The following is a 25,775-nucleotide window of genomic DNA, read 5'->3' on the forward strand; positions in this document are numbered from 1 at the left end:
GGCTGTTTTTATCATAAAATCCCCAATTAAAAAATTCGGGATGACCCATGTTTTTTTTACGCTAACGCTTCCTGTAGAAGTACGCGCTGTTTATTGCGGCTTGTTGTTGCTGCGGTTGCCCGACCAGCCCCGGTTGCGGTTACCGCTGCGGGGTGCGCCACTGCCCGAGCCGTTGCTGCCAGCCCCGCCTGAGCGATAGTTTCCCCCTCCGGAGCCTCCTTCAGTACGGCGTGGGGCCGAGCCTGAGCGCTCCTGACCGGTACGTGCCCCTCCAGAGCGGCTCTGTCCAGAGCGGCTCTCTCCAGAGCGGCCCTGTCCGGGGCGGCCCTGTCCACCACCAAAGCCGCCGCGGCCCTGGCGAGCAGGAGCGGGTTCTACGGGCGCATCGGCGCCGGCCGTATAGGGGTGCTCGCTCACTACGGGTATCTGCTTGCCGATCAGCTTCTGGATATCGCGCAGGTAGGCCCGTTCTTCCGAATCGCAGAAGGAAATGGCAATGCCGCTGGCGCCGGCCCGTCCGGTGCGGCCAATGCGGTGCACATAGGTCTCCGAAATGTTGGGCAGCTCATAGTTGATTACATGCGAGAGATCATCAATATCGATGCCACGGGCGGCAATATCGGTGGCGACCAGCACCCGGGTTTTGCCCCCCTTAAAGTTGCTCAGCGCCAGCTGGCGGGCGTTTTGTGACTTGTTGCCATGGATGGCCTCGGCGGTGATGCCCTCCTTCAGCAGGTCTTTTACTACCTTGTTGGCGCCATGCTTGGTGCGGGTAAAGACCAGCACCGAGCTGATGGCCCGGTCCTGCAGCAGGTCGTTCAGCAGGTCTTTTTTATCCTTCTTACCTACAAAATACACCTTCTGCTGAATGGTATTGGCAGTAGACGATACGGGGGTAACCTCTACTTTTTCGGGATTGCTCAGGATGGAGTCCGAGAGTTTAACGATCTCCGGCGGCATGGTGGCCGAGAAGAAGAGCGTCTGGCGCTTGGGCGGCAGCTTGGTAAGCACCTTTTTTACATCATGGATAAAGCCCATGTCCAGCATGCGGTCGGCCTCATCCAGCACAAAGATGCGGATGCGCTGCAGGTTAATAAAGCCCTGGTTCATGAGGTCCAGCAGGCGGCCGGGGGTGGCCACCAGAATGTCGGGTTTCTGCTGCAGGGCATCGGTTTGGGCGCGCTGCTTTACCCCGCCAAAAATTACGGTATGGCGCAGGCCGGTATGCCTGCCATAGGCGGCAAAGCTTTCGCCGATCTGGATGGCCAGCTCCCGGGTAGGGGTCAGGATCAGGGCCTTCAGGCTGGTGTCCTGGGGCGCTTCTTTTTTATACTGGTGCAGCAGCTGCAGCATGGGAATGGCAAAGGCCGCCGTTTTGCCGGTGCCCGTCTGGGCACAGCCAAGGAGGTCGCGCTGCTTTAGTACAATGGGAATCGCTTTTTGCTGGATAGGGGTTGGCGTGGTATAGCCTTCGGTCTTCAGAGCCTTTTGGATGGGCTCTATAAGGGATAAGTTTTCGAACGACATAAGTGATGTAGGATCAAGACAGCCTTCCGAAAACCTGGGTATTCTGTATCAGCAATCTGATTGGGTTCTTTTTTAGTGAATGGTATTTCTGCTAAACAAAGGGAGGGCCGGCTTAGTGCCCCAGGCCCGAGTGTTCTCCCTCTTTTCTAGCAAGGGCCCGCAAGATACGCATTTCCGCTGAGTAAATCGCTACGGCTTGTTTTGCGCCTCCAGCAGCTGCTGGGCCCGAAAGAGCCCATCGGCCGCCTGCAGGATCTTGGCCCGCAGCCGGGGGTTGTACTGCGGGCGCTCTTCCAGGAAGCTGCGCACCAGCCGGTCCGCCTCCGGACGGGTGTAAGCGCCAAAGGTGGCCTGCAGCCAGGCATAGGGAAAAAAGATGTCGCCCGTTTGCTGAATTTCCTCCAGCAGCTCCAGGCTCTGGAGCAGGTAGTGGCGGGAGGTCTCCTGCCGCAGGGGGTGGTGCAGGTAGCCCAGGGCGGTGGCCACCCAGGCTTCTTTCTCCCGATTGGCCGCATCGCGTAAGGAGGCAAAAAAGGCATCCCGATCGGCTGCTTTTTTAGACAGGGCCGGGCTGAGGAACTGCAGGCGCTTTTTGCGGTCGGGGTTGGGAATGCGGCTGATCTGCCGCTCCAGAATGGGCGAAGGGGCCGGGTACTCCCGCAGCACCAGTGCCAGGGCCAGGGCGGTATAATCATCTTCGGTAAGCACTACGCCTACGGGTGCTTTTTCTGATTCCCAGAGGGTGTAGAGCCGGTTTTTGGCCTCGGTGCTCAGGGCCATGCTTTGATAGGCCTTAAAGAGCAGCTTTTTGGCATTGGGGTCCTTGTTGTCCCGCATGGCCTGCCAGAGCTCCTCCTCCAGTTGGGGGGCCAGGGCCTGGCGCTCGGCGGCGGGCAGCAGGCGCCAGTACAAGTCACTCATCTGTTCGGTGAGCAGCTTCAGGTTCAGCTCTTCACTCTCCTGCCGCAGGCCGCTGCGGTAGAGGTCCAGCAGCTGGCGCGGGGCCACGGAACGGCCGTTGAGCATGTTCTCATACAGGTTGATATAGGCCGAAGCCCGGGCCACCGGATCAGACAGGCCAAAGGGGGTAGCAGGATTGCGCGTATCTACCGGAAATACCCCATAGCCTTCTCCACTGGCATTGAAGAGCACATAGAGAGGTTTTTTGGCTCCTTCTATAGTCTTTAGCCGCAACTGGGGCTGGTTCATCTGCACGGGGTAGTGCAGTACGGTATCGGCATACACCAGGGCCACGTCAAAATACTGGGGCCAGAGGCGGTCGGGGCCCGATTCGGCTTTCTGGCTAATGAGCAGCTCTGTGATGCGGTCGCCGCTGCTGCGCAGCTCCCAGTCAAACACGGGCCGGCCGGGCTCGTTTACCCATACCTGGTTCCAGGCTTTCAGGTCCAGGGGGGTGACGGCATCCAGAATATCGATGAGCTGCGGCCAGCTGGCATTGCCATACGCATAGGTGCTCAGGTACTCCCGCAGGCCCTGCCGAAGGGCTTCCTCGCCCATCAGGCGCTCCAGCTGGCGCATCATGATGGGGGCCTTGTGGTAGATAATGGCGCCATAGAGCGAGCCGGCCTCCTGCAGATTCTCCAGCGGCTGGCGGATGGGGTTGGCCCCCTGGGTGCGGTCTACCCCATAGGCGGCCGGGGTGTGGCTGATCAGGAATTTAAGCCCATAGTTGCTGCCTTCCAGGCTCTGCTGAGAGATCTTGTCGGCCATGAAGTTGGCAAACACCTCCTTCATCCATACATCGTTAAACCAGTCCATGGTCACCAGATCGCCAAACCACATATGCGCCGTTTCATGCGCAATGAGGTTGGCCCGGCCTATTTCCTGGTCTTTGGTAGCGCCCGCATCCAGAAACAGGGTGGAGGCCTTGTAGTCGATGGCCCCTACATGCTCCATGCCGCCGTACTGGAAATCGGGCAGGGCAATGAAATCAAACTTCTGAAAGGGGTAGGGGATGCCTGTGTACTCCTCCATAAATTGCAGGGCATCGGCATGCAGCTGAAAGATGGGGTTCAGGCTCAGGCGTAGCTTGTCGGCATCGGTCTCGCGGTGGTAAAAGTGCATGGACCGGCCTGCTACCTGGCGGCTCAGCTTCTCAAAGCGGCCGGCGGCAAAGGAAAAGAGGTAGGTGCTGATGGTATCGGAGGGGGCAAAATGGTAGGTTTTCTGCCCCTTGTGGAGGGTTGAATCCTGCAGGGGGCCATTGGCCAGCGCCTGCCAGTGCTCGGGCACTGTAAGTGAGAGGCTGAAGGAGGCCTTGAGATTGGGCTGATCAAAGACGGGGAAGAGTGTGCGGGCCCGGTCGGGTACCAGCAGGGTATAGAGATAGTCCTCGTTACGGTTAAGGGAGAGGTTACCGGCCGTAAAGCGAATGTCAATGGTATTGGTGCCCGGCTGCAGGGCCTGGGTTGGGATGTGAATATGCTCCTGCCGATGATCCAGGGGTAGCAGCTGGCCATTTACCTCCAGTTGGTGAAGCAGGGAGCTTTCTTCCTTAAAGTCGAGCTGCAGGGGCTGCTCATTATGGTGTAGGGTAAAGGTAATGCGCTCACTGGCGGCAATAGGAGCCGCTTTTTCGGCCGGAATCTGCAACTCCAGGGCATAGGAGAGCTGGCTGATGGCCGCTTTGCGGTACTCGGCCAGGGCCAGGGAGACGCCCGTTTCGGCAGGCAGCGCTGCTGTAGCCGGGGCTAGTTCTTTTTTGCAGGAAGTAGTGCAAAAAACCAGAGAAAGGAGCAGGGCAAGGGCCGGACGGCTGGTTAAAAACATCTTCATACTGCTTCTAAGGTACGAAGGTTCTGCCGATTGAATAAAGAAAGCGGGCGGATAGTTTTGGGTTGCGCTGCTACCCATTGGCAGGAAGCTACCCAAATTGCCCGCAGCAAGGCGCTTGCAACCTTATTCCTGTGGGCTATAGGGGTTATGGGCAGGCAGACAGCCCCTCACAGCCCTGTTGCCGCAAGGGGGGCTGAATTTTGCTTTCATGCCGTATCTTTTAACGTTGATCAGGCTTTCTGCGCCAGGGGAAAAATAACGGTAAAGACTGTTCCTTTACCCGGGGAACTTTCTACCTCAATCCGGGCCTCGTGGTCCTGCAGAATGGCTTTTACGTTGGCCAGTCCTACCCCAGTACCGGAGGGTTTGGTGGTGTAGTACATGTCGAAGATCTTCTCCTGTTGTTGGGGGCTCATGCCGCAGCCATTGTCCCGGATGGTAAGCTGTATGCTGTCAGCTAGCTGGCAGATGTGCAGTTGCAGCAGTCCCTGCTGATCATCCATGGCCTCCAGGGCATTTACCACCAGATTGAGCAGTGCAATTTTTAGCCGTTCCCGGTCGGCGGAGATGGGGGGAACTGCTTCTGTTTTCTTTTCCACCCGTACCCCCTTTAGAAAGATGCGGTCCTGTGCCTGCCCCAGCACCTCCTCTGTCAGGCTGACCAGGTCGGTGTCAGCAAAGGCAAAGGGCTCGGAAATGGAGAGGTTGATCAGGTCAGTGATAAAGCGGTTAATGCGGTGGCAGCTTTTGGCTACTATATCAAAATAGACCTCTGTTTCTGGTTTTTGCAGCAGCAGGCTGCCCAGCTCCTGCCGCAGAAGCTCCATGGAAAGGGAAACGTTTGCCGCCGGGCCTCGTACTTCATGTGCCAGGGTGCGGGCCATGCTGCCTTTTACCGAGAGTTTTTCAGCCTCTATGAGCTCCTGCTGTATTTTCTTCTGTTCGGTAATGTCCCGCACAATGCCCAGCAGCTGCAGGGCATTGCCCTCCGCATCCAGAATCACTTTGCCCTGGCTGTGCATGTAGCGCAGCTGGCCATCGGGCTGGTAAATGCGCCGCTCGTATTCATACGGTTGTTTGTTTTGAGCCGCCGCCTCCAGGATCTGCCGCACCGGCTCAATATCGTCTGGATGCGAGAGGGAATCGATAAAGGCCATGGAGGGAACAAAGGACTGGGGAGGATGGCCCAGGATCTGGTACATACCATCCGAAAAGCGGATGCTGCCTGTCTGCAGCTCAACCACATAGCTGCCAAATCGGCCAATGGCTTCGGCCTCGCGCATCAGGGCCTCGCTGGCATTGATCTTTTCCTGCGCAGCTACCTGCTCGCTGATGTCCTGCAGGGTACCCCAGACCCGCACAGGGGTGCCCTGCCTATTGCGCTCCAGCTCGGCCCGGCGCTGCACAAAGCGGATGCTGCCATCGGGGCGCAGGATGCGTCCTACCAGCTGCAGGGGTTCACCACTGAGCTCCAGCTGCCGGATGGCGGCTCGCAGGGCTTCCCGATCATCGGGATGGACCAGCTGAAGATACGCATCCAGTGTAATGGAACCGGTATGGGGAGGGAGGCCATGCAGGCGAAAGAATTCTTCGGAGCCATGCAGCTCATTGCCGGACAAGCTGCGCTCAAAGCTGCCAATGTGACCAATGGCCTGCGCATCCTTAAAGCGTCTGTGTTCTTCCCTGAGGGTTTCGGTGGCGGTTTTGGCTTTGTGAATGTCCTGGGCCAGGCCCAGCAGCTGGCATACCCGGCCTTTTTTATCCCGGGCAAAGACCCGCTCCCGGATGCGGTACCAGCACCAGTTGCCCTCGGCTGTTTTAATGCGTACGTCAATAGACCTTTCATCGTCGTCTTTCAGGTCTTTGCAAGCCTGCAGATGGGCCATGCGGCGGGGGTAGTCCTCGGGGTGCAGGAAGTCCCGAAACAGGCTGGCTCCCTGCTCATACAAAAAGCTGGCATTGCGCCCCAGCAATTGTTCTACCCGTTTGTTGAGATAGACAAAGTCCAGGGTTTCCAGCTCCAGCACAAAGATCAGGTCAGGGGTGTTATTTACCACCTGCTGCAGAAAGTGCTGACTTTCCTGTAGCTGTTCGGCACGCTTGTTCTTAAGCGGTATGGATTCTCTGGGCATACAGCAGCATTGCTAAGGGGCAGACCATCACCATAAGCAGTATCTGTACAGGGGTGGCTATATTCCTGTGATCAACCAAGGGAATATAGGAATAATTTCGGGAAAAATAGCAGGCTATCAGCAATATAGCAATATGCATGTGCTGCAGGGTTCCGTCCTGCCAGGCATAAGGAGTGCTGGAAGGTCAATCTTCGGTAAACGGGAGGTCATCATCGGGGTTATGATCATGCGGCCCCACGCCCGGGGGGTTGAACAGGCCCCAGCGGTCAATCACATAGTCCCAGGGGTCAAATCCCCGCACCCAGTCAATGAATAGCAGGCGGTATTCTTCTATGGCCTCCCGGATCAGGTGCAGGTAGTGGGTTTCCCGAAAGCCAAACATCTCCAGGCTGCTGCAGTGGGCCAGCATATCGCGGCCCGCCTTGCGGATCAGGGCGGCACATTCCATGCGAATGTCATACAGACCAGCCCCTTCTGCTCCGGCTACCTTTACGCTCAGCAGGGCGGCATCTTCCAGCATAAACCCCTTTAGGCTCTGCAGCATGTCATTGTCTTCCGGAATCAGGGCAACAATCTGGGTGGTGATATCGAATATCTCCCGGCCTTTGAGAAACAGGGGGATGCGCTCGGGGCGTATGGCATCATTGTTGTCATCTTCTTCTGGAAGCATGCGGAGTAGCGAGGGGGTAAGGATTCAGCTGCTTAAGGTAGGGAAGTTTTTGGAAAAAATGATAGGAACACAGGCAGCCAACCCGGATAACGTCTATAATTTGTTGCCACCAATTGGGGTACAAGGGCCATACGCAAAAAGCGCCACCCCTGCTGTTGGGGTGGCGCTTAAACGTAAGGCTTGCGGACTTAGTGCCTGCAGGTGCACGTCTCGCCAGCAATGCCATCGGTGCTGGTGTCGGTGCCCTCGTGCCACTCGTAAGCGGCGGCGGTGCGGCTGTTTTCCCAGTAGAATTTAGAGGGGGTGCGGGGGCGGTTGCCCAGCTCGGCCATGGTGGCGGCATCATAGAGGCGGCCGTTTACCATGGTGTAGCGCACCTGCTCCGTGTTCTGGATATTCTCAAGGGGGTTGGCATCCAGCACGATCAGGTCGGCCAGCTTGCCCACTTCCAGCGAGCCCAGCTCTGTTTCCATGCCCAGGTATTGGGCCCCGTTGAGGGTGGCCGAACGCAGCGCCTGCAGGTTCGACAAGCCGCCCTGCTGCAGCATCCAGAGCTCCCAGTGGGCGCCAAGGCCCTGCAGCTGCCCGTGCGAGCCCAGGTTTACCTTTACGCCTGCATCGGCCAGCACTTTGCAGGCCCGGCTGGTAGCCAGGTGGCCCTGCTCATACTCCTCATCGGGCACCAGGGTTACGCGGCGGGAGCGGCCGTCGATGATGGAGCGGGGCATAAAGCGCAGCAGGCGTTCCTTTTCCCACACATTGGTCTTCTGGTACCAGTAGTACTCGCCGGAATTGCCCCCATAGTTTACAATAAGGGTAGGGGTATAGCCGGAATTGGAGGCCTTCCAGAGCTCGATCACATCTTTGTAAAGAGGCGCTACCGGAATGTTGTGCTCAATGCCGGTGTGCCCATCCAGAATCATGCTCATGTTGTGGAAGAAGGTGGAGCCCCCCTCGGGGTACACGCTCATGTCCAGCTCCCGGGCGGCCTGTATGATCTGCTGGCGCTGCTCCCGGCGGGGCTGGTTGTAGCTTTTAATGGAGAAACCCCCTACGGCCTTCAGGCGGCGCAGGTGCGAGCGGGCATCGTCCAGGCTGTTGACCACGGCCTTAAAGTTGCCGTCGGCCCCATAGAGAATGGTGCCGGTGGAGTAAATGCGCGGGCCTACCATGGCGCCGGAGCGTACCGCCTCGGCCTGGCTAAACACCATTTCGGTGGTAGAGGAGGGGTCGTGGGTGGTGGTAACGCCATAGGCCAGGTTGGCGTAGTACGACCACTGTTTTTGCGGGCTCATGCCCAGGCGGAAGGTGCCCAGGTGGGCATGCACATCTACCAGTCCGGGCATAATGGTTTTGCCGCTGGCATCCACCATATGGGCATCGGCCGGTACGGCTACCCCCTTGCCTACGGCCACAATGCGGTTGCCTTCCACCACCAGGGTACCCCCTTCAATCACCTCATCGCCCTTCATGGAGATAATGCGGGCATTGGTAAAGGCAATTTTGCCGGTAGGCACATCGGTCTTCAGCATCAGGCCAATTTTGGTGCCGGTGGTATCAATGGCGGGCAGCGAATCGGGGGCGCCGGCCACAAAGGAGAAGCGGTTTTTGAGCTCGTTGCTGAAGTACTTGTCGCCGGTGATCCAGTTGATCTTTTTGCTGTCGGCCGACCAGTGCAGGCTGGTGCCGGCATCGCGGGTAAAGCGGGCTACGGGTACGGCCTTGGTGTCGGCGCTCAGGTCCAGGCCGCTGCCGTTGGTGGTAAAGGGGGCAATGTATCCTTTAAACAGCTCTACAAAGGCAATCCATTTGTTGTCGGGGCTGGGGAAGAACTGGTCGGTATACTTGGAGGTATAGTGCGTTTGCTCTTCTTTTCCCCGCAGGTCTACACTCTTGAAGGCCCATTTATCCCCCTCCCGGGCGGTAAAGAAAATGCGGTCGGAGCTGGCATTGAACTGGGGCGAAGACCCCCGTTTATGCACCATTGTAGCGGCACCCCCCTCGGCAGGCATGGTGTAGATGCCCGGGTTTTTGCCATGGGCATGGCCCATGTGCCCGTTGCCGCTTTCCTTGCTAAAAACAAGGAGTTTGCCATTGGGCGAGAATTTGGGCTCGGTATAAAAGCCCTTCTCCGTAGTAAGTACCTGGGGTTTGGCCTTTTTGGCACGCAGGTCCAGCTTCATGAGCTTGCCCCATTGCTCATCGTCCCAGCTTGCATACACCAGGTAGCGGCCATCGGGCGAAAAGCTGGGGTAAAACTCAAATTCCTGGCTGCTGGTGAGGCGCTGAGGGGTGCCGTTGGGCAGCTCTTTTTTGTAGAGGTAGCCGGCGGCGTTAAACACCATGGTTTTGCCATCGGGCGAGGTGGTGGCGTGGCGAATGGCCTTGGCTGTAAACTGCCCGGGTACCAGCTCCTCGCGGCTGTGCTGGTGACGCACGGCCTGGCTAATGTGATGGGTAGCCGTAGCCTGGAAGGGGATAGGGGTCACCTGCTGGCTGGCCAGGTTTAGCTTGTTGATCTTGCCGCCGGCCCAGAAGACCAGCTGCTGGCCATCAGGGGTAAAGGCAAAGTTAGGGTAAACGCCAAAAATTGCCCAGGCTTCCTGCTGGTCGTGGTTCAGGCCATCGTAGACGGGCCACTGCTCGCCGGTTTTCAGGTCGTAGAGATAGATGACTGATTTGGTGCGCACCCGCCGTACAAAGGCCAGGTGCCGGCCATCGGGTGAAAGCACCGGGCGGGCCGAGCCGCCATTGCCGGTCACAATGTTCTCGATCTCGCCGGTATGGCGGTCTACCCGGCGGATTACGTAGATCTGTCCGTTGGGGTCTTTGTTGTACTCAAAGGTGGAACCGCCGCTCATGTCTTCTGAATAATATACGTACCGGCCATCGGCCGAGGCCATGGGTTCGCCGGCATCCTGCTGGTCGTTTTTGCGCTTGGTGAGCTGTATGCCGGCCCCGCCGGTGCGGTGGTACATCCAGAGCTCGCCGGCGCCCAGCGAGCGGGTGTTGGTAAAGTGCTTGCGGGCAATCAGAAATTCGCCATCGGGCGTCCAGACGGCATTGTTCAGCAGGCGAAAATCTTCTTTGGTTACCTGCCTGGCCTCGGAGCCATCGCGCTTCATGATCCAGATGTTATCCCCACCCCCCTTGTCGGAGGTATAGGAGATCCACTGTCCGTTGGGGCTAAAGCGCGGCTGCACCTCGTAGGCGCGGCCTCCCTGCAGCAGGCGGGCTGTGCCGCCACTGATGGGCATGATGTAAATATCTCCCAGCAGGTCGAAGACGATCTCCGAGCCATCGGGGCTTACATCCAGGCTCATCCAGGTGCCTTCGTCGGTGCTAATGGTAATTTCTTTTTGCGGACCCCTTGGGGCATCCACCACCCATTTGGGTTTTTCCTGCGCTCCGGCAGGGCTAAGCGGCAGGGCCAGCAGCAGGGCCAGACAACCGCTCAGGTAGCTCGTTTTAATCATGTATCTTGGAATAGAATCAGAAATGCATTTTCTCAAAGATAGGCAATCCGGACTGGAATCGGGAGGGGGTAAAAGGAGTATTAGCGTTTTGGTTCTTCAGGTTATGAACTTATTGGTATATTTGCAGCTGTATACACCATGCCAGGGGAGGGTTACATGCCGGAGCAAAAGCACATGACCAGAGAACAGATCTTTGCCACCTGCCGGGATATTATCCGGGAGTGGGGGGTGCAGCATTTGCTGATGGATGAGCTGGCCCGGCGCAGGGGAATTTCCAAGAAAACCATTTATGAGCTGTTTGGCAGCAAGGAAGCCCTGATGGAATCGCTTATGGCTGATTTCCTGCAGCAGGAAGAAGCCGACTTCCGGCAAGCCCTACAGCAGCAGGGACCAGGGCTCTGTGACCAGCTCCGCTTTATCATTGATTACCTGATTCGCCTGGGCGAGCTTATTCCCTATGGGGAGCTGGAGTTTTTACGCAAAAAACATAAGCCCCCCTTCAGGATGATGATGCACTATGCCGATAGCCTGCTGGAGCTGATCCATGCACGCCTGCAGCAGGCCCGCAGCGAAGGACAGCTGCCCGAAAGCCACCGGCCCGATATGGCCCTGCAGTTGCTAAAAGCCCAGCTGCAGCACCTGCACCAGCATGCCGGCCTGCTACGGCAGCAGTACCCCCTACAGCACTGGAGCCAGTATCTGGCCGAATCCTTTCTGAACAGCCTGCGGCAAGGGGTTTAGCCCAGGCTAGTCAGGCGTATCTGCTGCCTCCTGCAAGGCGGCACTGCTACGCTTTCTGACTCTTGTAGAAAAAGAGGCCAGCAGCAGAGCCCCCTAACTGGTTTTGGAATGGCACAGACTTAAAAATCATTCTTCCCGAAAAAACTTTTAGTTCTGTATTTACAGAACTAATAAAACTATTCATATCTTTGTGCTGTTCTTCTGCTATAGCCACCGTATTACCGCATGACCCTAACAGAACCACAGCAGCAGCTGATCGAACAAATAGGGGTAGCCCTGGAGTGCAAGGGGGAGCGTCCCGCAGCAGCCCGCATCATTGGCCTGCTGCTGGTGGCCGATAGGCCTGCCCTGAGCTTTGAGGAGATCAGCGACGCCCTGCAGATGAGCAAAAGCGCCATCAGCAATGCGCTTACCTTTCTGCAGCAGGCCCGGCAGCTGGAGTACATTACGCATTCCGGCGATCGCAAGCGGTACTTCCGGCTGCGGGTGCAGGACTGGCAGGAGTCGTTGCTGCGGCAGGTTCAGGAGATCACCAGCTTTAGCCAGCTGTTGCACCAGGTACTGGTGGTGCGGCCGGCTACTACACCGGCCTATAACCAGCAGCTGCTGGAGATCAGTAGCTTTATGGAATATGTATCCAGCCACCTGCCCCAGTTGTTGCTGGAGTGGAAAAAGAAAAAGTTCTTTTGCCTTCTTAGTTCTTTTAATTAAGAACTACAAGAATTAAAAATACTACTTAATGACCTATACCACGCACATGACCAAACACTTTGTACTGAGCGGCCTGCTGCTTTTGCTGCTGGGGCCGCTGCGGGCACAATCCCTCCCGGAGGCCAGTCCCATGACGCTGCAGGACCTGATTACCTATGCCCTGAAAAACAACGAAGATATCACCAAAGCAGCATACGACGAAGAAATAGCCCTGCACCGCATCCAGGAAGTGAAAGGCTCGGGCCTGCCCCAGCTGAGCGCTACCGGCAAGCTGGAGTACTATCCGGCTCTGCCTACGCAAATCCTGCCCGGTATTCTGGTAGGCCAGCCCGGCACCGACATTCCCGTGCAGTTTGGCAAGGACTGGAATGCCCAGGGTGGCCTGCAAATAACACAGCTGCTGTTCAATAAAAACTTCTTTGTAGGCCTGCAGGCAGCCAAAAGCACCCAGGACCTCTACCGCCTGCGCCGGGAAATGAGCCAGGAACAGGTCGTCTACAACATCAGCAGCGCGTATCTGCAGATCCTGCAAACGCGGGAGCAGTTTGCCGTAATCGATGCCAACCTGAAGCGCCTGGAGCAGCTGCAGCAGATCCTGCAACTGCAGTACGAAAATGACCTGGTAAAAAAAGTGGATGTGAACCGCCTGAAGGTAAACCGGGTAAACCTGGAAAATCAAAAGCAAAGCCTCACCACCGCTCTGGAGCAGCAGCAGAACTACCTGAAATTCTTCATGGGCATGCCCCTGGAGCAGGAGTTGGCGTTGTCCGAAAGCGAGGGCCTTAGCGAAACGATCATTGCCGGCAGCCTGGCTACCGATGCAGAGCAGAAGATAGAGTACCAGTTGCTGAGCAAGCAGCGGGAGCTTACCGACTACCAGATACGCAACATCCGGGCAGGTTACTACCCCTCACTGGCGGCCTATGGCAACTATAGCTACATGACCCAGCGCAACGAGCTTTTCGGAGATGGAATCCCCTGGTTCAAGACGGCGGTGGTAGGGGTGCAGCTGAACATACCCCTCTTTGATGGCTTCCAGAAACGCTCGCAGGTGCGCATGGCCGAACTGGAGATCAGGAAGGTAGAAGAAGACATGCAGAAGGTAGAAAAGAACACCGCCGTAGAAACGCGCAACGCCATCAGCCAGCTGGAAAACAGCCTGCGGACCATTCAGGCGCAGGAGCAGAATGTAGCCCTGGCGCAGGAGGTGTTTGATACCAGCAACCAGCTCTATAAAGAAGGCATCTCGCCCCTGACCGATCTGCTGGAAAGCGAAGTAGCCCTGCGCGAAGCCCAGACCAACCTGAACAACGAACGACTAAAATACCAGCTGGCACAGCTCAATTATCTGCGAGCCGCCGGCCAAATCAACACACTTATTAAATAAGCCTATCCCCGTAGCATGAAAAAAGTACTTTATATCGCAGCTGTGCTGCTGGTGCTTGGCGCCATCGGCTTTACCCTGGCCAACAATAAAAAAGAAATGGCACAGGCCGCTGCTGTAGCGTCCCAGACCAGCAAGGCCATTCCCGTAGTGCTAACCACGCCTAAAACAGGGGCTATTGACCGCTCCTTTTCGGTAAACGGCACCTTCGCCCCCATTCAGAGCCTATCGCTGATGTCTGAAACCCAGGGGCAGGTGATCAAACTCAACAAGCGCAAGGGCGAGGCCGTAAAGGCTGGCGAGCTGCTGGCGCAGGTTGAAAATGAGGTGCTGCGCGCCAATGTGATCACCGCCCAGGCCAATTATGAAAAAGCCAAAAAAGACCTGGCCCGTTTTGAGAACCTGGCCTCCGGCGAAGCCATTACGCAGCGCCAGCTGGAAGAGGTAAAGCTGGGCTACCAGAATGCCGAAGCCAACCTGATCATGGCCCGCCAGCGGCTGGAGAAATCCCGCATTGTGGCGCCCATCAGCGGCATCATCAACGAAAGCTATATCGAGATCGGCTCTTTTCTGAATCCCGGCACCAAGCTCTTCGACATTGTGAATGTGGACAAGCTGAAGCTCAACGCCAAGGTGTCGGAACGGGAGGTGATGCTGATCCGGAAGGGCAGCCAGGCAAAAGTAAGACCCAACGTACTGCCCGATAAGCAGTTTGAGGGCACCATTACCGCCATTGGCGCCAATGCCGACCGCTCCCTGAAATACGATGTGGAGATTCAGGTAGACAACACCCAAGAAACCCCCCTGCGGGCAGGCATGTATGGCAGCGCCTTTTTTGCCGTAGCCGATACCCGCCAGGCCCTGCTACTGGAGCGCGAGGCCATTGCTACCAGCCTGCAAAACCCCAAAGTGTTTGTGGTAAAAGAGGGAAAAGCCTCTTTGAAGGATGTAACCATTGGTACTGTGGCCAATAACAAGGTAGAAATTACCGGCGGCCTTACCGAAGGCGAGCAGGTAGTGCTCAGCGGCCAGATCAACCTGCGCGAAGGCACAGCAGTAGCGGTGATGAAATAGTGCCCTTCTTTCAACAAAACTAGTATTTCAATAGATGAATATCACCAAATTATCAATACAGCGCTCAACCCTTGTGGTGGTGGTGTTTACTGTGCTCACCCTGCTGGGCCTGGTAAGCTACTTCTCCCTCAATTACGAGCTGCTGCCCAAATTTAGCCCGCCGGTACTTACGGTTACCACCCTGTATCCGGGTGCCTCACCGGCCGAGGTAGAGAACTCCGTCACCAAGGAGCTCGAGGATGCGCTCTCCTCGCTGGAGAATGTAAAGGAGATCAAAAGCACCTCGCAGGAGAGCTTCTCCATCATCGTAATCCAGCTGAACCAGGGCACCGATGTAGACCTGAGCCTGCAGGATGCCCAGCGCAAGGTAAATGCCATCCTGAGCATTCTGCCCGATGATGCCGAAGCGCCTGCCCTGGGCAAGTTCGACTTTGACGATATGCCCATTGTGCAGCTGGGCGCTACGGCCAACCTGCCCGCCACCGAGTTTTATGATCTGGTAGAAAACAAGATCAAGCCCGAACTCTCCCGTATCCAGGGGGTAGCCCAGGTAAAGGTGCTGGGTGGCCAGGAGCGCGAGATCAAGGTAAACCTGAATGCCGACAAGCTGGAGGCTTATGGCCTTTCCATCTCGCAGGTGCAGCAGAAGATCCGCTTCTCTAACCTGGATTTTCCTACCGGTAAGATCAAGAACGAAGGGGGGCAGACCCTGATCCGGCTGGCCGGTAAGTACGACAGTGTAGACCAGCTGCGCAGCCTGGTGCTTACCCAGGATGCCGCCACCGGCAGCACCGTGCGCCTGGCCGATGTGGCCGATGTGCAGGATGCCGAAAAAGATACCGAGGTCATTACCCGTGTAAACGGGCAGAACTCCATTGGTCTGTCTATTCAGAAACAGTCCGATGCCAATGCCGTGGAGGTGAGTGAACTGAGCCGCCAGGCCCTGGCCCGGCTGGAGCAGACCTATGCCGCCGAAGGTTTATCCTTTGTGATTGCCAAAGACAGCTCCATCTTTACGCTGGAGGCGGCCGATGCCGTAATCCACGACCTGTTCCTGGCCATTATTCTGGTGGCTGTGGTCATGCTGCTCTTCCTGCACTCGCTGCGCAATGCAGTGATTGTCATGGTGTCCATTCCGGCCTCGCTTATTGCCACCTTCATTGCCATCAGCCTGCTGGGCTACTCGCTTAACCTGATGACGCTGCTGGGCCTTTCGCTGGTGGTGGGTATTCTGGTAGACGACGCCATTGTGGTAATTGAGAACATTCACCGCCATATGGAAATGGGCAAAAAAGCCGCCCAGGCCGCCTATGATGGTATCCGGGAGATCATGGCCACCGTTACCTCCATTACGCTGGTAATTGTGGTGGTATTTGTGCCCATTGCCATGTCTACCGGTCTGGTATCGGACATCCTGCGCCAGTTCTCGGTAGTAGTGGCCATCTCTACCATGCTGAGCTTGTTTGTGGCTTTTACGCTGATCCCCTTGCTGGCCAGCCGTTTCTCCCGCCTGGAGCACCTCTCTGACAAGAACTTCTTTGGCCGTTTTATTCTGGCCTTTGAGCGTTTCCTGGACCGGGTGATCGATGGCTTCTCCGATGCACTCAGCTGGTCGTTCAGGAACAAGACTATTGTGCTGCTGGCTACTGGGGTACTGTTTGTGGCTTCCGTAGCCCTGATCCCCACCGGTTTTATCGGAAGCGAGTTCGTAAGCGCCGGCGATAGGGGTGAGTTTATTGTGCAGCTGGAGCTGCCCAAGAATGCCACCGTAGAGCAAACCAACTTTGCCACCCGCCAGGTAGAGGAGCACCTGCAGCAGTACCCCGAGGTAAGCAAGCTCTTTACCACCATTGGTACCACCGGTACTGCCCAGGCGGGCCAGAATACGGCCTATCTGGCCGAGGTAAGCGTAACCATGGTCGATGCCGAGCAGCGCGATATCAACACCAGCCAGTTTTCCCGTAAGGTGAAGATTGCCCTGGAAGAAAGCATTCCGGGGGTAAAGGTGAGCGCCGTGCCGGTAAGTATGGTGGGCGGTGCCAACCAGGCGCCTATCCAGGTAATTGTGACGGGTGCTAATGTAGCCGAACTTATGCAGGTATCGGATCAGATACTGGCCGAGGTAGAGCAGGTACAGGGCACCTCCGAGGTGAAAAAATCGGTAGAAGACGGTAACCCCGAAATTGCTGTGGAGGTAGACCGCGATAAAATGGCGCAGCTGGGCCTTTCGCTGGAAGTGGTAGGCGCCGGCATGCAAACCGCCTTCAATGGCAATACCGATGCCCAGTTTCGTGGTACGGACAACGACTACGACATCAACATCCGCCTGGACCAGTTTAACCGCCAGAACATTGACGACATCAGCAAGCTGAGCTTTGTGAACAACCGCGGCGAGATTATCCGCCTGGGGCAGTTTGCCAACATCATCCAGTCGTCGGGCCCCTCCAAGCTGGAGCGGCAGGACCGGGTAGCTTCCGTAACGGTGAACTCGCAGGTAGTGGGCCGCCCCTCCGGTACCGTGGGTGCCGAGATTCAGGAGCGCTTGGCCGGCGTGCAGCTGCCCGAGGGGGTAAGCATCAGCTATGGCGGCGACCTTAAGAACCAGTCCGAAGGCTTTGGCTCGCTGGGCACTGCCCTGATGGCCGCCCTTATTCTGGTGTACCTGATCATGGTGGGGCTATACGATAGCTACGTGTACCCGCTGGTAGTACTGTTCTCCATTCCGCTGGCGATCATTGGTGCCTTGCTGGCGCTGGCCTTAACCTCATCAACCCTCAGCATCTTCTCCATCTTGGGAATCATCATGCTGATTGGTCTGGTGGCCAAGAACGCCATTCTGGTGGTAGACTTTACCAACAACCTGAAGAAGGAAGGAATTGAGGTGAAAAAGGCGCTGGACGAAGCCGTTCGGATCCGTTTCCGCCCTATCCTCATGACTACCCTGGCCATGGTGTTTGGTATGCTGCCCATTGCCCTGGCCTCTGGTGCCGGTGCTGAGTGGAAGAACGGTCTGGCCTGGGCGCTGATCGGGGGCCTTACCTCCTCCATGTTCCTGACCCTGCTGGTGGTGCCGGTGATCTATTACCTCTTTGACCGGGTGCTGGCCAAATTCGGGCTGGATAAGAAAAGGCATTACGAGCTGGTGGATAAAAGCCAGGAAGAGCTGGAGCATGAAACCGCTGTGCTGGAAGAAGCCAAGCTGCAGCATGCCCATGCGGCCCATGCCCACTCCCATGCCTAAGCCACTGAGAAGATAAACTATAACAGCAATGCCCGGGCAAACTGGCACGGGCATTGCTTTTTCTGATCCAAAATTTAACGTTCCTAACCTTACTACTCATGCTACACGCTTCCTATCCTGCCATCTGCACCACCGTAACCCGCCTGGTGGGTAAAACCAAACAGCTGGATGCTTCGGCCGTATTGGCCAAAGACAGCCTGCAGGCCCTGGGCATGGACCAGCTGGATCTGGTAAACCTGATTTTGGCCCTGGAAAAAGGTACGATATCACCATCCCTGATGAGGTGCCGCTGGAAAAAGTCTCGGACCTGATCTATTTTGTCTACGAGCATACCAATGAGGCTGCCCTTAGCTAACGGTGGGGCTATCCCCACTTTGCGCTAACAAGTAAGCGGCTGTATTGGTATTTTCTCTACCTTTGGTGCATTGGCATTGCCAGGGGATTAACGGATCTATTCATGACGGACATACGCCTATCGGAGGAACAAAAACAGCTAATCGAAGAGCTGGGGGTATTTCATGAGCAAACGGGCCTGCAGCCTGCCGCTGCCAGGATCATCTCGCTGCTGCTGGTATCCGACAAGTACGAGCTTACCTTTGATGAGATCCGGGAGGCCCTTAACCTGAGCAAAAGTGCCACCAGCAATGCGCTCAATTTTTTACTGTCCATCTCCCGAATAGAGTACATAACCCTGCCGGGCGATCGCAAACGCTATTTCCGCACGCCGCTGGCCAGCTGGGAGCGGGAGCTGCAGCGCCGGGTAGAGGGGGTGCTGAAGGGCAACAGCCTGCTGCGCAAAGTGCTTGCCCAGCGGCCTGCCGATACCCCTGAATTCAACAAAAAGCTGGAGGAGGTCATAGCCTTTACCGACTATATGCAGGAGGAAATGAAAGAAGTGATCCGGCGCTGGAAAGAATCTTCCGCCCGGCGCTAAAGCGGTCTGCCTGCACGATTTTTCTATTTTTTCTGCGAACATTTGGACAGATGTTCCGTTTTTCTTCATGTTTGCTGTCAGGCTATTTATAGAATAATACACCATAATATGCTGTAGATCAGGTATTTATAAATACTTTCTGATTTTTGGCATTACTTTTTCTACTGAACCTGACAGCACACGGAATCCTGAACTACTTTTTTTTAACCCCAATTGATTGTATGAAAAGAACAGCATTAACTCTGGTAGCCCTTGCTTTTGGAATGGGTGTTTCCTTTGCCCAAACTACTCCTCAAACTGAAGAGCCCGCTACGGAGACGGAACAGACGGTTGAGAAAGAAAACATGTCGAATCAGCAGCCTGCCGCTCCCGGTCTGAAGACTATTACCCTGGGTGAGTTGCCCCTGCAGGTACAGGATGCGCTGAATAGCGAAGAGTTTAGTGCATTTACCGTGGTAGCCGTTGCGGAAGTACCCAAGAAAGAAGGCGCCACTACTCAATATTATCAGGCGGCCCTGGCCCCGGAAGAAGGTGCCAAGCCTACCTTGATTGTGCTTTTTAACGACAAAGGCAAGGCCGTAGCCCGTAAAGAGATGAACGCTACTGAGGGAGGAGAGGAATAGACCTTCTGCGGAAGCAGTTACCTCTAAAAAGCGAAGCGCCTGCGGGTGATTCGCTTTTTTTCACTAAGCTGAGTCTAAAAAATATTGAGGATTCTGGCGGTCCTTCTATTTTGTCATCCCGAGGCTGCGCGCCCTGCCACAGGGAGGGATCTTGCAGGTTTTTATTCTAAGATCCCTCCCTCCGGTCGGGATGACAAACCCCAATCTACCCTGCAATATTCGCTTTTCAAATTTAGCTTAGCAGACTAATTGTATATCTGGTGACTAGTGTTGAGAAACGGGAGCTTACTTCTCCTTCGGCAGTTTGAAGGTAATTTTTATGCGGGCCGGCTGGCCAATGGGGGTGCCGCTGGCGGTAGCCGGCTGCCAGGCAGGGCCTTCCTGCACCAGGCGGATGGCTTCCTCATCCAGCCCCCCCGCCCAGGGGTTTGGGTACCTGCAGCTCGCTCAGGCGTCCATTGGCTGCCACAAAAAAGGTAACGGTTACGGTTCCTTCCAGCCCGGTTTGCAGTGCCGCTTCCGGATAGCGCATATTGTCCTTTACCCATTTGCGGAAGCTGCGCATACCCCCTTCGGGCCGGGGTGCCGTAGGAGGGGGGGTGTCGGCTGCCGGGGCTGTGCCATAGCCAGTGACGACTACTTCGCTCAGCGCCTGCACATCTTCTTCCAGGGCTGCTACCAGCTGGGTAGTGGCTTTGTCTACCAACAGCTGCTTTTCTGAGTACCCTACAAAACTGATGGTAAGGGTAGCATCGGCAGCGGGCAACTCCAGGGTGTAATTCCCCTCTATATCCGTTACGGTTCCCGTGCTTGAGCCTTTAAGCCGAACGGCTACCCCGGGCAGGGGTTCGCCGGTAGAGGCTTCCACCACCTTGCCCTTCAGCATCTTGGTGCCGCTGCCTATGCCGCTTGTGCCCCGTATCTGCAGCGGGGCTGCCGGCTTCTCGCTTTGCAGTCGGAGCGCGTGTTGCTCGGCCCGGGCGGGGGCGGCCGGCTCACTGGCGGCCGGCGGCAGGCTATCGCCGGTGGCTGCAGCGGGTTGCCGGCTTTTTGCTCTTTTGGGGGCCTCTACCGCTACTCCTGCCACACGTTCGTCCAGGGCCTGGGTGGGCTGGGGGGCAGCGGCAGGAGCGGCTACAATCTCTTCCTGATCGGCCATCTCCACCACTTGGGGAGAAACTTCAGGATACTCCTCTGCTGCTTCTTCCTGCAGTTCTTCTACCGGGCTACGCTCAGGAGCCAGTAGTGGAGAAATGGATTCCGGCGCTGGCTGGTCAGGGGTAGAGAGCGGGGCTTCTTCCGTAGCTGGTTGCTGCGGCTGGGGCTCAGAAGAAGGGGGAGCGGAGGAGGGCTGCTGCTCCTGTGGGGCCTCCTGCCGGCTCAGCTGCTGCTCGGCTAGCTGGCGGGTATCCAGCAGCAGAAAGAGTGCCACCGCAGCCACAAGCAGTACGGAAGCCGCCGCTGCCCAGCGCCAGTAGGGAGGGGTAGCCTCAGCTGGTTGCTCCTGCAGCCGGCTGGCCAGGCGGCTGCCCAGCTCACTAAGGGCGGCAGTGGCCTGCCGGGGCTCCAGTTGCTCCAGGCCCTCCAGCGCATCGCTGCACAGGGGGCAGTCCAGCAGATGCCGCTCCAGCCGGTGCATCTCGGCAGGGGGTAGCTGCCCGCTGCGGTAGCGCAGCAGTTGGGCTTCGGACAGGTGTCCGCCGGGGGCTATGGACTTAGGATTCTTCATCCAGGTTTTGCATGTGGATCTTCAGGTTTCGCTTGCCATTCTGCAGGTGACTTTTTACGGCTTTCAGGTCCAGGCCGGTCTGCTCGGCAATCTCCTTGTAGCATTTCTGCTCCAGATAAAAGAGCCGGATGCACATTTTTTGTTCCGGGGGCAGCTCTTCTATGGCGCCCTCCAGCTCCTGTAGCTTGCTTTCCAGCGCGTCTTCTTCTGTATGATGCAAGGAAAGTGCCGAATCCACATCCTGCTCTTCCTTAATTTCTACAGCGGCCCGCTCCAGCTTGTAGCGGCGGGAGCGCAGCAGCATCAGGCATTCATTTTTAGTGAGCACATGCAGCCAGCTTTTGAAATTGCGGATCTCCTGGCTGCGGGCGGCTTCCACCAGTTTTTCAAAGATCAGCATGCAGAGGTCCTTGCTGGCTTCTTCCTCCTTCAGATACTTCAGGCACACCCCAAAGATCAGGTGCACATGGCGCTCGTAGAGTTCTCCCAAATAGCCGATCTCCCCTGTGTCCCGGTAGAGGCGCAGCAGTTCCCCATCGTCTTTCGGGGCTTTTTTAGGTGATCGTCTGAAGAACATCTATGCTTTTTTTTGCCTGCTCCAGAGTAGGCAATTCGGGGGAGTATGGTACAGAACCTGCTGTTAGTAAGCTTCTTGTGCTGGTCAGGGGTGTGCCCGGCCTGGCGGCATACTCCGGCAAGCTGCCCTTAAGGTACTTATTTTTTTTGAAAGCCGTGTGGAATTTCAGCAGGGCTTGCATCCTACTACCAGAAGCGCCGCTGCCGGAAGGCCTTAAGGGCGGCGCTCCACCTGTACCATCACCAAAACACCTAGTGCTATGAAACCCCTACACCTAACTCTTGCATTTTTGATGCTCCTGGTATTTTCTTCCTGGAGCGCCAGCCCCGAAGCCCCCTTTACCGTAAGCGGTCTGGTAACCGATGCGGCAAATGGCAGCCCACTGCCGGGGGTAGCCGTACGGGTAAAAGGCTCAACCCAGGGCACCGTAACGGACATAAAGGGAACATACCAGCTGCAGGTACCCTCTGAGCAGAGCGTGCTGCAGTTTTCCTTTGTAGGCTACCGCACAAAGGAACAGAAGGTAGGCAGCCGGCGCAGCATCAATGTGAAACTGGAGCAGGAGGTGGAACAGCTGCAGGAGGTGATCGTAACGGGGCACAGTACCCGGCGGCAGATGAAAATGAGTGCGCCCATAGCCCCCACCGGAGCGCCTGCCCCGCAGATGATGTACGGGCTGGCCGATCAGGAAGAAATGTACCCCACCCACAATACCGAAGAGTATGCCACCGTGCATGAGAATGCCTTTCGGGAAGTGCTGCAACACCCCCTTTCCACTTTTTCCATTGATGTGGACAATGCCTCCTACGCCAACATGCGCCGTTTTATTATGGGCGGCCAGACCCCTCCCAAAGATGCGGTGCGCATCGAGGAAATGGTGAACTACTTCAGCTACAACTATCCGCAGCCCAAAGGAGAAGACCCCTTTTCGGTAACCACCGAGCTCTCGGAATGCCCCTGGAACCCCCAGCACCAGCTGCTGCACATTGGCCTGCAGGGCAAAAAGATCGCTACTGAAAACCTACCCCCTTCCAACCTGGTGTTTCTCATTGATGTATCCGGCTCCATGAACACCCCGGAGCGGCTTCCGCTGGTAAAGGCCGCCTTTAAACTGCTGGTGGCCGAGCTGCGGCCGCAAGACCGGGTAGCCATGGTGGTGTATGCCGGAGCGGCCGGCCTGGTGCTGCCTTCTACCCCCGGCGATCGGAAGGGCGAAATTCTGGCTGCCCTGGAGCGGCTGGAGGCGGGAGGCTCTACTGCTGGCGGGGCCGGCCTGCGCCTGGCCTACCAGGTGGCCGAAGAGCACTTTCAGAAAGGAGGCAACAACCGGGTGATCCTGGCCTCTGACGGCGATTTTAACGTAGGCGTTTCCAGCACGGCGGCCATGGAGCGGCTGGTGGAAGAAAAGCGGGAAACAGGGGTATTCCTGACCGTACTGGGTTTTGGCATGGGCAATTACAAAGATTCCAGAATGGAAACCATGGCCAATAAGGGCAATGGCAACTATGCCTATATCGACAACATCCTGGAAGCCAAAAAGGTGTTTGTGAATGAATTTGGCGGCACCCTCTTTACCATTGCCAAAGATGTAAAGCTGCAGCTGGAGTTTAACCCCGCTAAGGTAAAGGGCTACCGCCTGATCGGCTACGAGAACCGCCTGCTGAACAAAGAAGATTTTAACAACGATAAGAAGGATGCCGGCGAGCTGGGCTCCGGCCATACGGTAACAGCCCTGTACGAGATCATTCCTGCGGGTAGCGAATCGCCCTTTCTGCAGCTGGTAGACCCCCTTAAATACCAAAAGGAGACCAAAATTGCCCCGGGCGCTGCCCGTTCCAACGAGCTGCTTAGCCTGAAGCTCCGTTACAAGCAACCCGATGGCGCTACCAGCAAGCTGATTGAAACCACCGTATCCACCCAGACCACCCCCCTGGACAAGACGTCGGATAACTTTCGCTTCTCGGCAGCTGTTGCAGGCTTTGGCATGCTGCTGCGTGATTCGGAGTTTAAAGGAAACCTCACCTATCCCAAGGTATTGGTAATGGCAAAAGGGGCGCAGGGAAGGGATGAAGAAGGCTACCGGGCCGAGTTTCTGAACTTGGTGCGCTCCATGGAAATAGTGGCCAAAAAATAGAGGCGCCACTGCCAGATACCCCGCTTAAGGCCTGACACCGGTACGTGTCAGGCTTTTTTTTGGCTCAAGTACTGACAACTTTTCCTGATTCGGTAGACTGGAATGATTTTTGTATAAATAAATTAGTTATTTGATAAACAAAAAAACCGATGCAATGGAAAGTCTTGCTATAGGGTTATCGCTCCTATGCCTCACCTATGCCCTGGGATTTCTTGGCTACCATGTGTGGTCAATGCGGCAACTTCAAAATTCTGATCGTACCGCTACATCAGCCAGGCAGCGTAATGGTCAACCAAGCAGGCAAGGCCTGCTGCACAGGCTTTTTGGCCGGCAGAACGAGTAAATGAGAGGGCTGTAGGCGAGGAGTTACTCAATTTGCCCTGGAATAATTTGTGGATGTTATTCTGCTTAATCATCTACATAAAACATCTGCATAAAGCAGCGTTCAGCCTCTCGGTAGGTCTTTTTTAAGCCTCAACGAACTGCATTCTATTGCGGCCTGCAGCCGCACTACCTTTCTGCTGAGGGGCTGCCAGAGGTGCTACTCATTTTGCACAAAAAGCAGGTATTGCCAGGGGGCCAGCTCCAGCTGGTCTAGCTGGTATGCGCTGCCACTAAAGGTATCGGTAAGGCTACCTGCAAGCCCCGCTTCGCTTATCTGTATGCGCTGGGCGTTGGCCGACAGGTTAAAGATGCCGATGACCGTATTCCCCCCTTTGCTTCTCCTGAAAGAGAAAACCTCCGGATTTCCATCTTCCAGTTTTTCGGGCATGCCACCGTGCGGTCCACTCCACAGGGCCTGGTTTTCTGCCTTTAGCTGGTTTAGCCTGCCATAAAAGCGCCCATACTTAGTGGGGTCTTCCCAGGAAATGGTGTCTTTATCAAAAAAGCGCAGCCGCTTGTTCAGGCCGGCTTCCTGCCCGCTGTAGAGCATGGGCATGCCATAGGCGGTAAAGGAGAAAACAGCAAAGGCGTCAGCTCCCTCGCCATAGCGTTCCCGGATGGTGCCCGACCAGGAGTTTTCATCATGGTTGGTGATCATGTTCAGACGGTAGGCACCCTGTCCGTAGGCAGCCAGGTCTTTGCGGATGTGCTCATGCAGATCGTCGGCCGTGGCTCGCCCCCGGGCTACCCGTTCGGTAAGGTGCAGCAGGCCCCAGTCGTAACTGGCATGAAAGACCAGGTGCATGCGGGGCTCATCCCACTCGGCCAGCCAGAAGAGCTCCTTTAGGGGGTTGAGGGCGGCGGCAGCTTCTTCCCAGAAAAAGAGGGGAATCTCATGGCCGGCATGGTCGGCCCGGAAGCCATCAATGTCGGCTTCGGTGATCCAGAAGCGCATGGCTTCGATCATGGCCTGGCGGGTAGCCGGCTGGTAAAGGTTCAGCAGGGCAATATCATCCCAGTTTGATTCATACACCAGCTTTCCGCTGCCCCGGGTCTTGTAGTAATCGGCCGCTACGCCCAGGTTTTTGCCCACTACGGCGGCGGCGCTGTCGGTCATGTAATAGTCGGGCCGCTGCTGCATCCAGGCATGGTCCCAGGCAGTATGATTGGGCACCCAGTCCAGGATCACATACATGCCCAGCGCATGGGCCTGCTGCACCAGTTCCTTAAAGTCCTGCAGACTGCCAAATTCTGGATTGGTGGAGGTGTAGTCTTTTATGGAGTAATAGCTGCCCAGGGAGCCCTTGCGGTCCAGCTCGCCAATGGGTTGTACGGGCATGATCCAGAGTATATCGGCGCCCAGCTCCTTCAGCCGGGGCAGGTGCTGCTGAAAGGCCTTAAAGGTGCCCTCGGGCGTATGCTGGCGAATGTTCACTTCATAGATGGTCATATCCTTTGCTTTTTCGGCAAAGGCGCCCGCCCGTCCGGCTGTTGCTCCCGTATCCACTATGCCCTCGGGGCTGGCGCAGGCAGCGGCCAGCAGCAGGGAGGCGGCAATAAGAAGTTGGTTGAAGGGGTGAAGGGCAGGGGCTAGTCGGGCAGATATCATCGGTAATAGGTCTGATACAGGGCTAAGATAGGC

At 56.4% G+C, this 25,775-nt stretch carries 17 protein-coding genes; 9 read left to right on the plus strand and 8 right to left on the minus strand.

What is annotated here, in order from left to right:
• Positions 1 to 90 precede the first annotated feature (90 nt).
• From ADICEAN_RS12300 to ADICEAN_RS12320, 5 genes are all read right to left on the minus strand, one after another.
• A complete protein-coding gene (locus ADICEAN_RS12300; protein WP_009195933.1) occupies positions 91 to 1,527 on the minus strand; it encodes a DEAD/DEAH box helicase in 1,437 nt (478 codons plus the stop codon).
• A 189-nt stretch (positions 1,528 to 1,716) separates the two neighbouring features.
• Positions 1,717 to 4,323, minus strand: a complete 2,607-nt coding sequence (locus ADICEAN_RS12305) for a M1 family metallopeptidase (protein ID WP_009195934.1) — start codon at positions 4,321 to 4,323, stop codon at positions 1,717 to 1,719.
• Between the two features lie 230 nt (positions 4,324 to 4,553).
• Positions 4,554 to 6,455 (minus strand): PAS domain-containing sensor histidine kinase, encoded by a 1,902-nt coding sequence (locus tag ADICEAN_RS12310; RefSeq protein WP_009195935.1) that lies wholly within the window; start codon positions 6,453 to 6,455, stop codon positions 4,554 to 4,556.
• A 184-nt stretch (positions 6,456 to 6,639) separates the two neighbouring features.
• Positions 6,640 to 7,125 (minus strand): hypothetical protein, encoded by a 486-nt coding sequence (locus tag ADICEAN_RS12315; RefSeq protein ID WP_009195936.1) that lies wholly within the window; start codon positions 7,123 to 7,125, stop codon positions 6,640 to 6,642.
• A 188-nt stretch (positions 7,126 to 7,313) separates the two neighbouring features.
• Positions 7,314 to 10,601, minus strand: a complete 3,288-nt coding sequence (locus ADICEAN_RS12320) for an amidohydrolase family protein (RefSeq protein ID WP_009195937.1) — start codon at positions 10,599 to 10,601, stop codon at positions 7,314 to 7,316.
• 174 nt (positions 10,602 to 10,775) lie between these two features.
• Between ADICEAN_RS12320 and ADICEAN_RS21265 the strand changes: the two genes are divergently transcribed.
• The 8 genes from ADICEAN_RS21265 to ADICEAN_RS12360 all read left to right on the plus strand — a co-directional run bounded on the left by ADICEAN_RS21265 (position 10,776) and on the right by ADICEAN_RS12360 (position 19,309).
• Entirely contained in the window at positions 10,776 to 11,342 is a 567-nt protein-coding gene (locus ADICEAN_RS21265; protein WP_161622699.1) for a TetR/AcrR family transcriptional regulator, read from the plus strand.
• A gap of 225 nt (positions 11,343 to 11,567) precedes the next feature.
• A complete protein-coding gene (locus ADICEAN_RS12330; protein WP_009195939.1) occupies positions 11,568 to 12,053 on the plus strand; it encodes a GbsR/MarR family transcriptional regulator in 486 nt (161 codons plus the stop codon).
• 28 nt (positions 12,054 to 12,081) lie between these two features.
• Positions 12,082 to 13,440: a TolC family protein gene (locus ADICEAN_RS12335; RefSeq protein WP_009195940.1), complete on the plus strand. Its 1,359-nt coding sequence runs from the start codon at positions 12,082 to 12,084 to the stop codon at positions 13,438 to 13,440.
• A gap of 15 nt (positions 13,441 to 13,455) precedes the next feature.
• Positions 13,456 to 14,511: an efflux RND transporter periplasmic adaptor subunit gene (locus ADICEAN_RS12340; RefSeq protein ID WP_009195941.1), complete on the plus strand. Its 1,056-nt coding sequence runs from the start codon at positions 13,456 to 13,458 to the stop codon at positions 14,509 to 14,511.
• 34 nt (positions 14,512 to 14,545) lie between these two features.
• Positions 14,546 to 17,752 carry an efflux RND transporter permease subunit gene (locus tag ADICEAN_RS12345; RefSeq protein ID WP_009195942.1) on the plus strand — a complete coding sequence of 1,069 codons (3,207 nt, stop codon included), beginning with the start codon at positions 14,546 to 14,548 and terminating at the stop codon, positions 17,750 to 17,752.
• Positions 17,753 to 17,850: 98 nt separating this feature from the next.
• A complete protein-coding gene (locus ADICEAN_RS12350) occupies positions 17,851 to 18,063 on the plus strand; it encodes a hypothetical protein (RefSeq protein ID WP_009195943.1) in 213 nt (70 codons plus the stop codon).
• Positions 18,064 to 18,209: 146 nt separating this feature from the next.
• Entirely contained in the window at positions 18,210 to 18,686 is a 477-nt protein-coding gene (locus ADICEAN_RS12355; protein ID WP_009195944.1) for a GbsR/MarR family transcriptional regulator, read from the plus strand.
• A 221-nt stretch (positions 18,687 to 18,907) separates the two neighbouring features.
• Positions 18,908 to 19,309: a hypothetical protein gene (locus tag ADICEAN_RS12360; RefSeq protein ID WP_009195945.1), complete on the plus strand. Its 402-nt coding sequence runs from the start codon at positions 18,908 to 18,910 to the stop codon at positions 19,307 to 19,309.
• Between the two features lie 403 nt (positions 19,310 to 19,712).
• Here ADICEAN_RS12360 and ADICEAN_RS12365 read toward each other — a convergent pair whose 3' ends face one another.
• Together ADICEAN_RS12365 and ADICEAN_RS12370 are read right to left on the minus strand one after the other, a co-directional pair.
• Entirely contained in the window at positions 19,713 to 21,038 is a 1,326-nt protein-coding gene (locus ADICEAN_RS12365; RefSeq protein WP_009195946.1) for a carboxypeptidase-like regulatory domain-containing protein, read from the minus strand.
• The gene (locus ADICEAN_RS12370) at positions 21,025 to 21,615 is read right to left on the minus strand and encodes an RNA polymerase sigma factor (protein ID WP_009195947.1); all 591 of its coding nucleotides are present in this window, start codon (positions 21,613 to 21,615) and stop codon (positions 21,025 to 21,027) included. The genes ADICEAN_RS12365 and ADICEAN_RS12370 overlap by 14 nt, the downstream gene beginning before the upstream one ends.
• 259 nt (positions 21,616 to 21,874) lie before the next feature.
• Between ADICEAN_RS12370 and ADICEAN_RS12375 the strand changes: the two genes are divergently transcribed.
• The gene (locus tag ADICEAN_RS12375; RefSeq protein ID WP_040397004.1) at positions 21,875 to 23,749 is read left to right on the plus strand and encodes a vWA domain-containing protein; all 1,875 of its coding nucleotides are present in this window, start codon (positions 21,875 to 21,877) and stop codon (positions 23,747 to 23,749) included.
• 541 nt (positions 23,750 to 24,290) lie between these two features.
• On the opposite strand, the gene ADICEAN_RS12380 is transcribed toward ADICEAN_RS12375, so the two are convergent.
• Positions 24,291 to 25,742 (minus strand): alpha-amylase family glycosyl hydrolase, encoded by a 1,452-nt coding sequence (locus ADICEAN_RS12380; protein WP_009195949.1) that lies wholly within the window; start codon positions 25,740 to 25,742, stop codon positions 24,291 to 24,293.
• Positions 25,743 to 25,775 lie beyond the last annotated feature (33 nt).

Origin of the sequence: Cesiribacter andamanensis AMV16, from assembly GCF_000348925.1 — a bacterium.
GTDB classification, from domain to species: Bacteria; Bacteroidota; Bacteroidia; order Cytophagales; family Cyclobacteriaceae; genus Cesiribacter; species Cesiribacter andamanensis.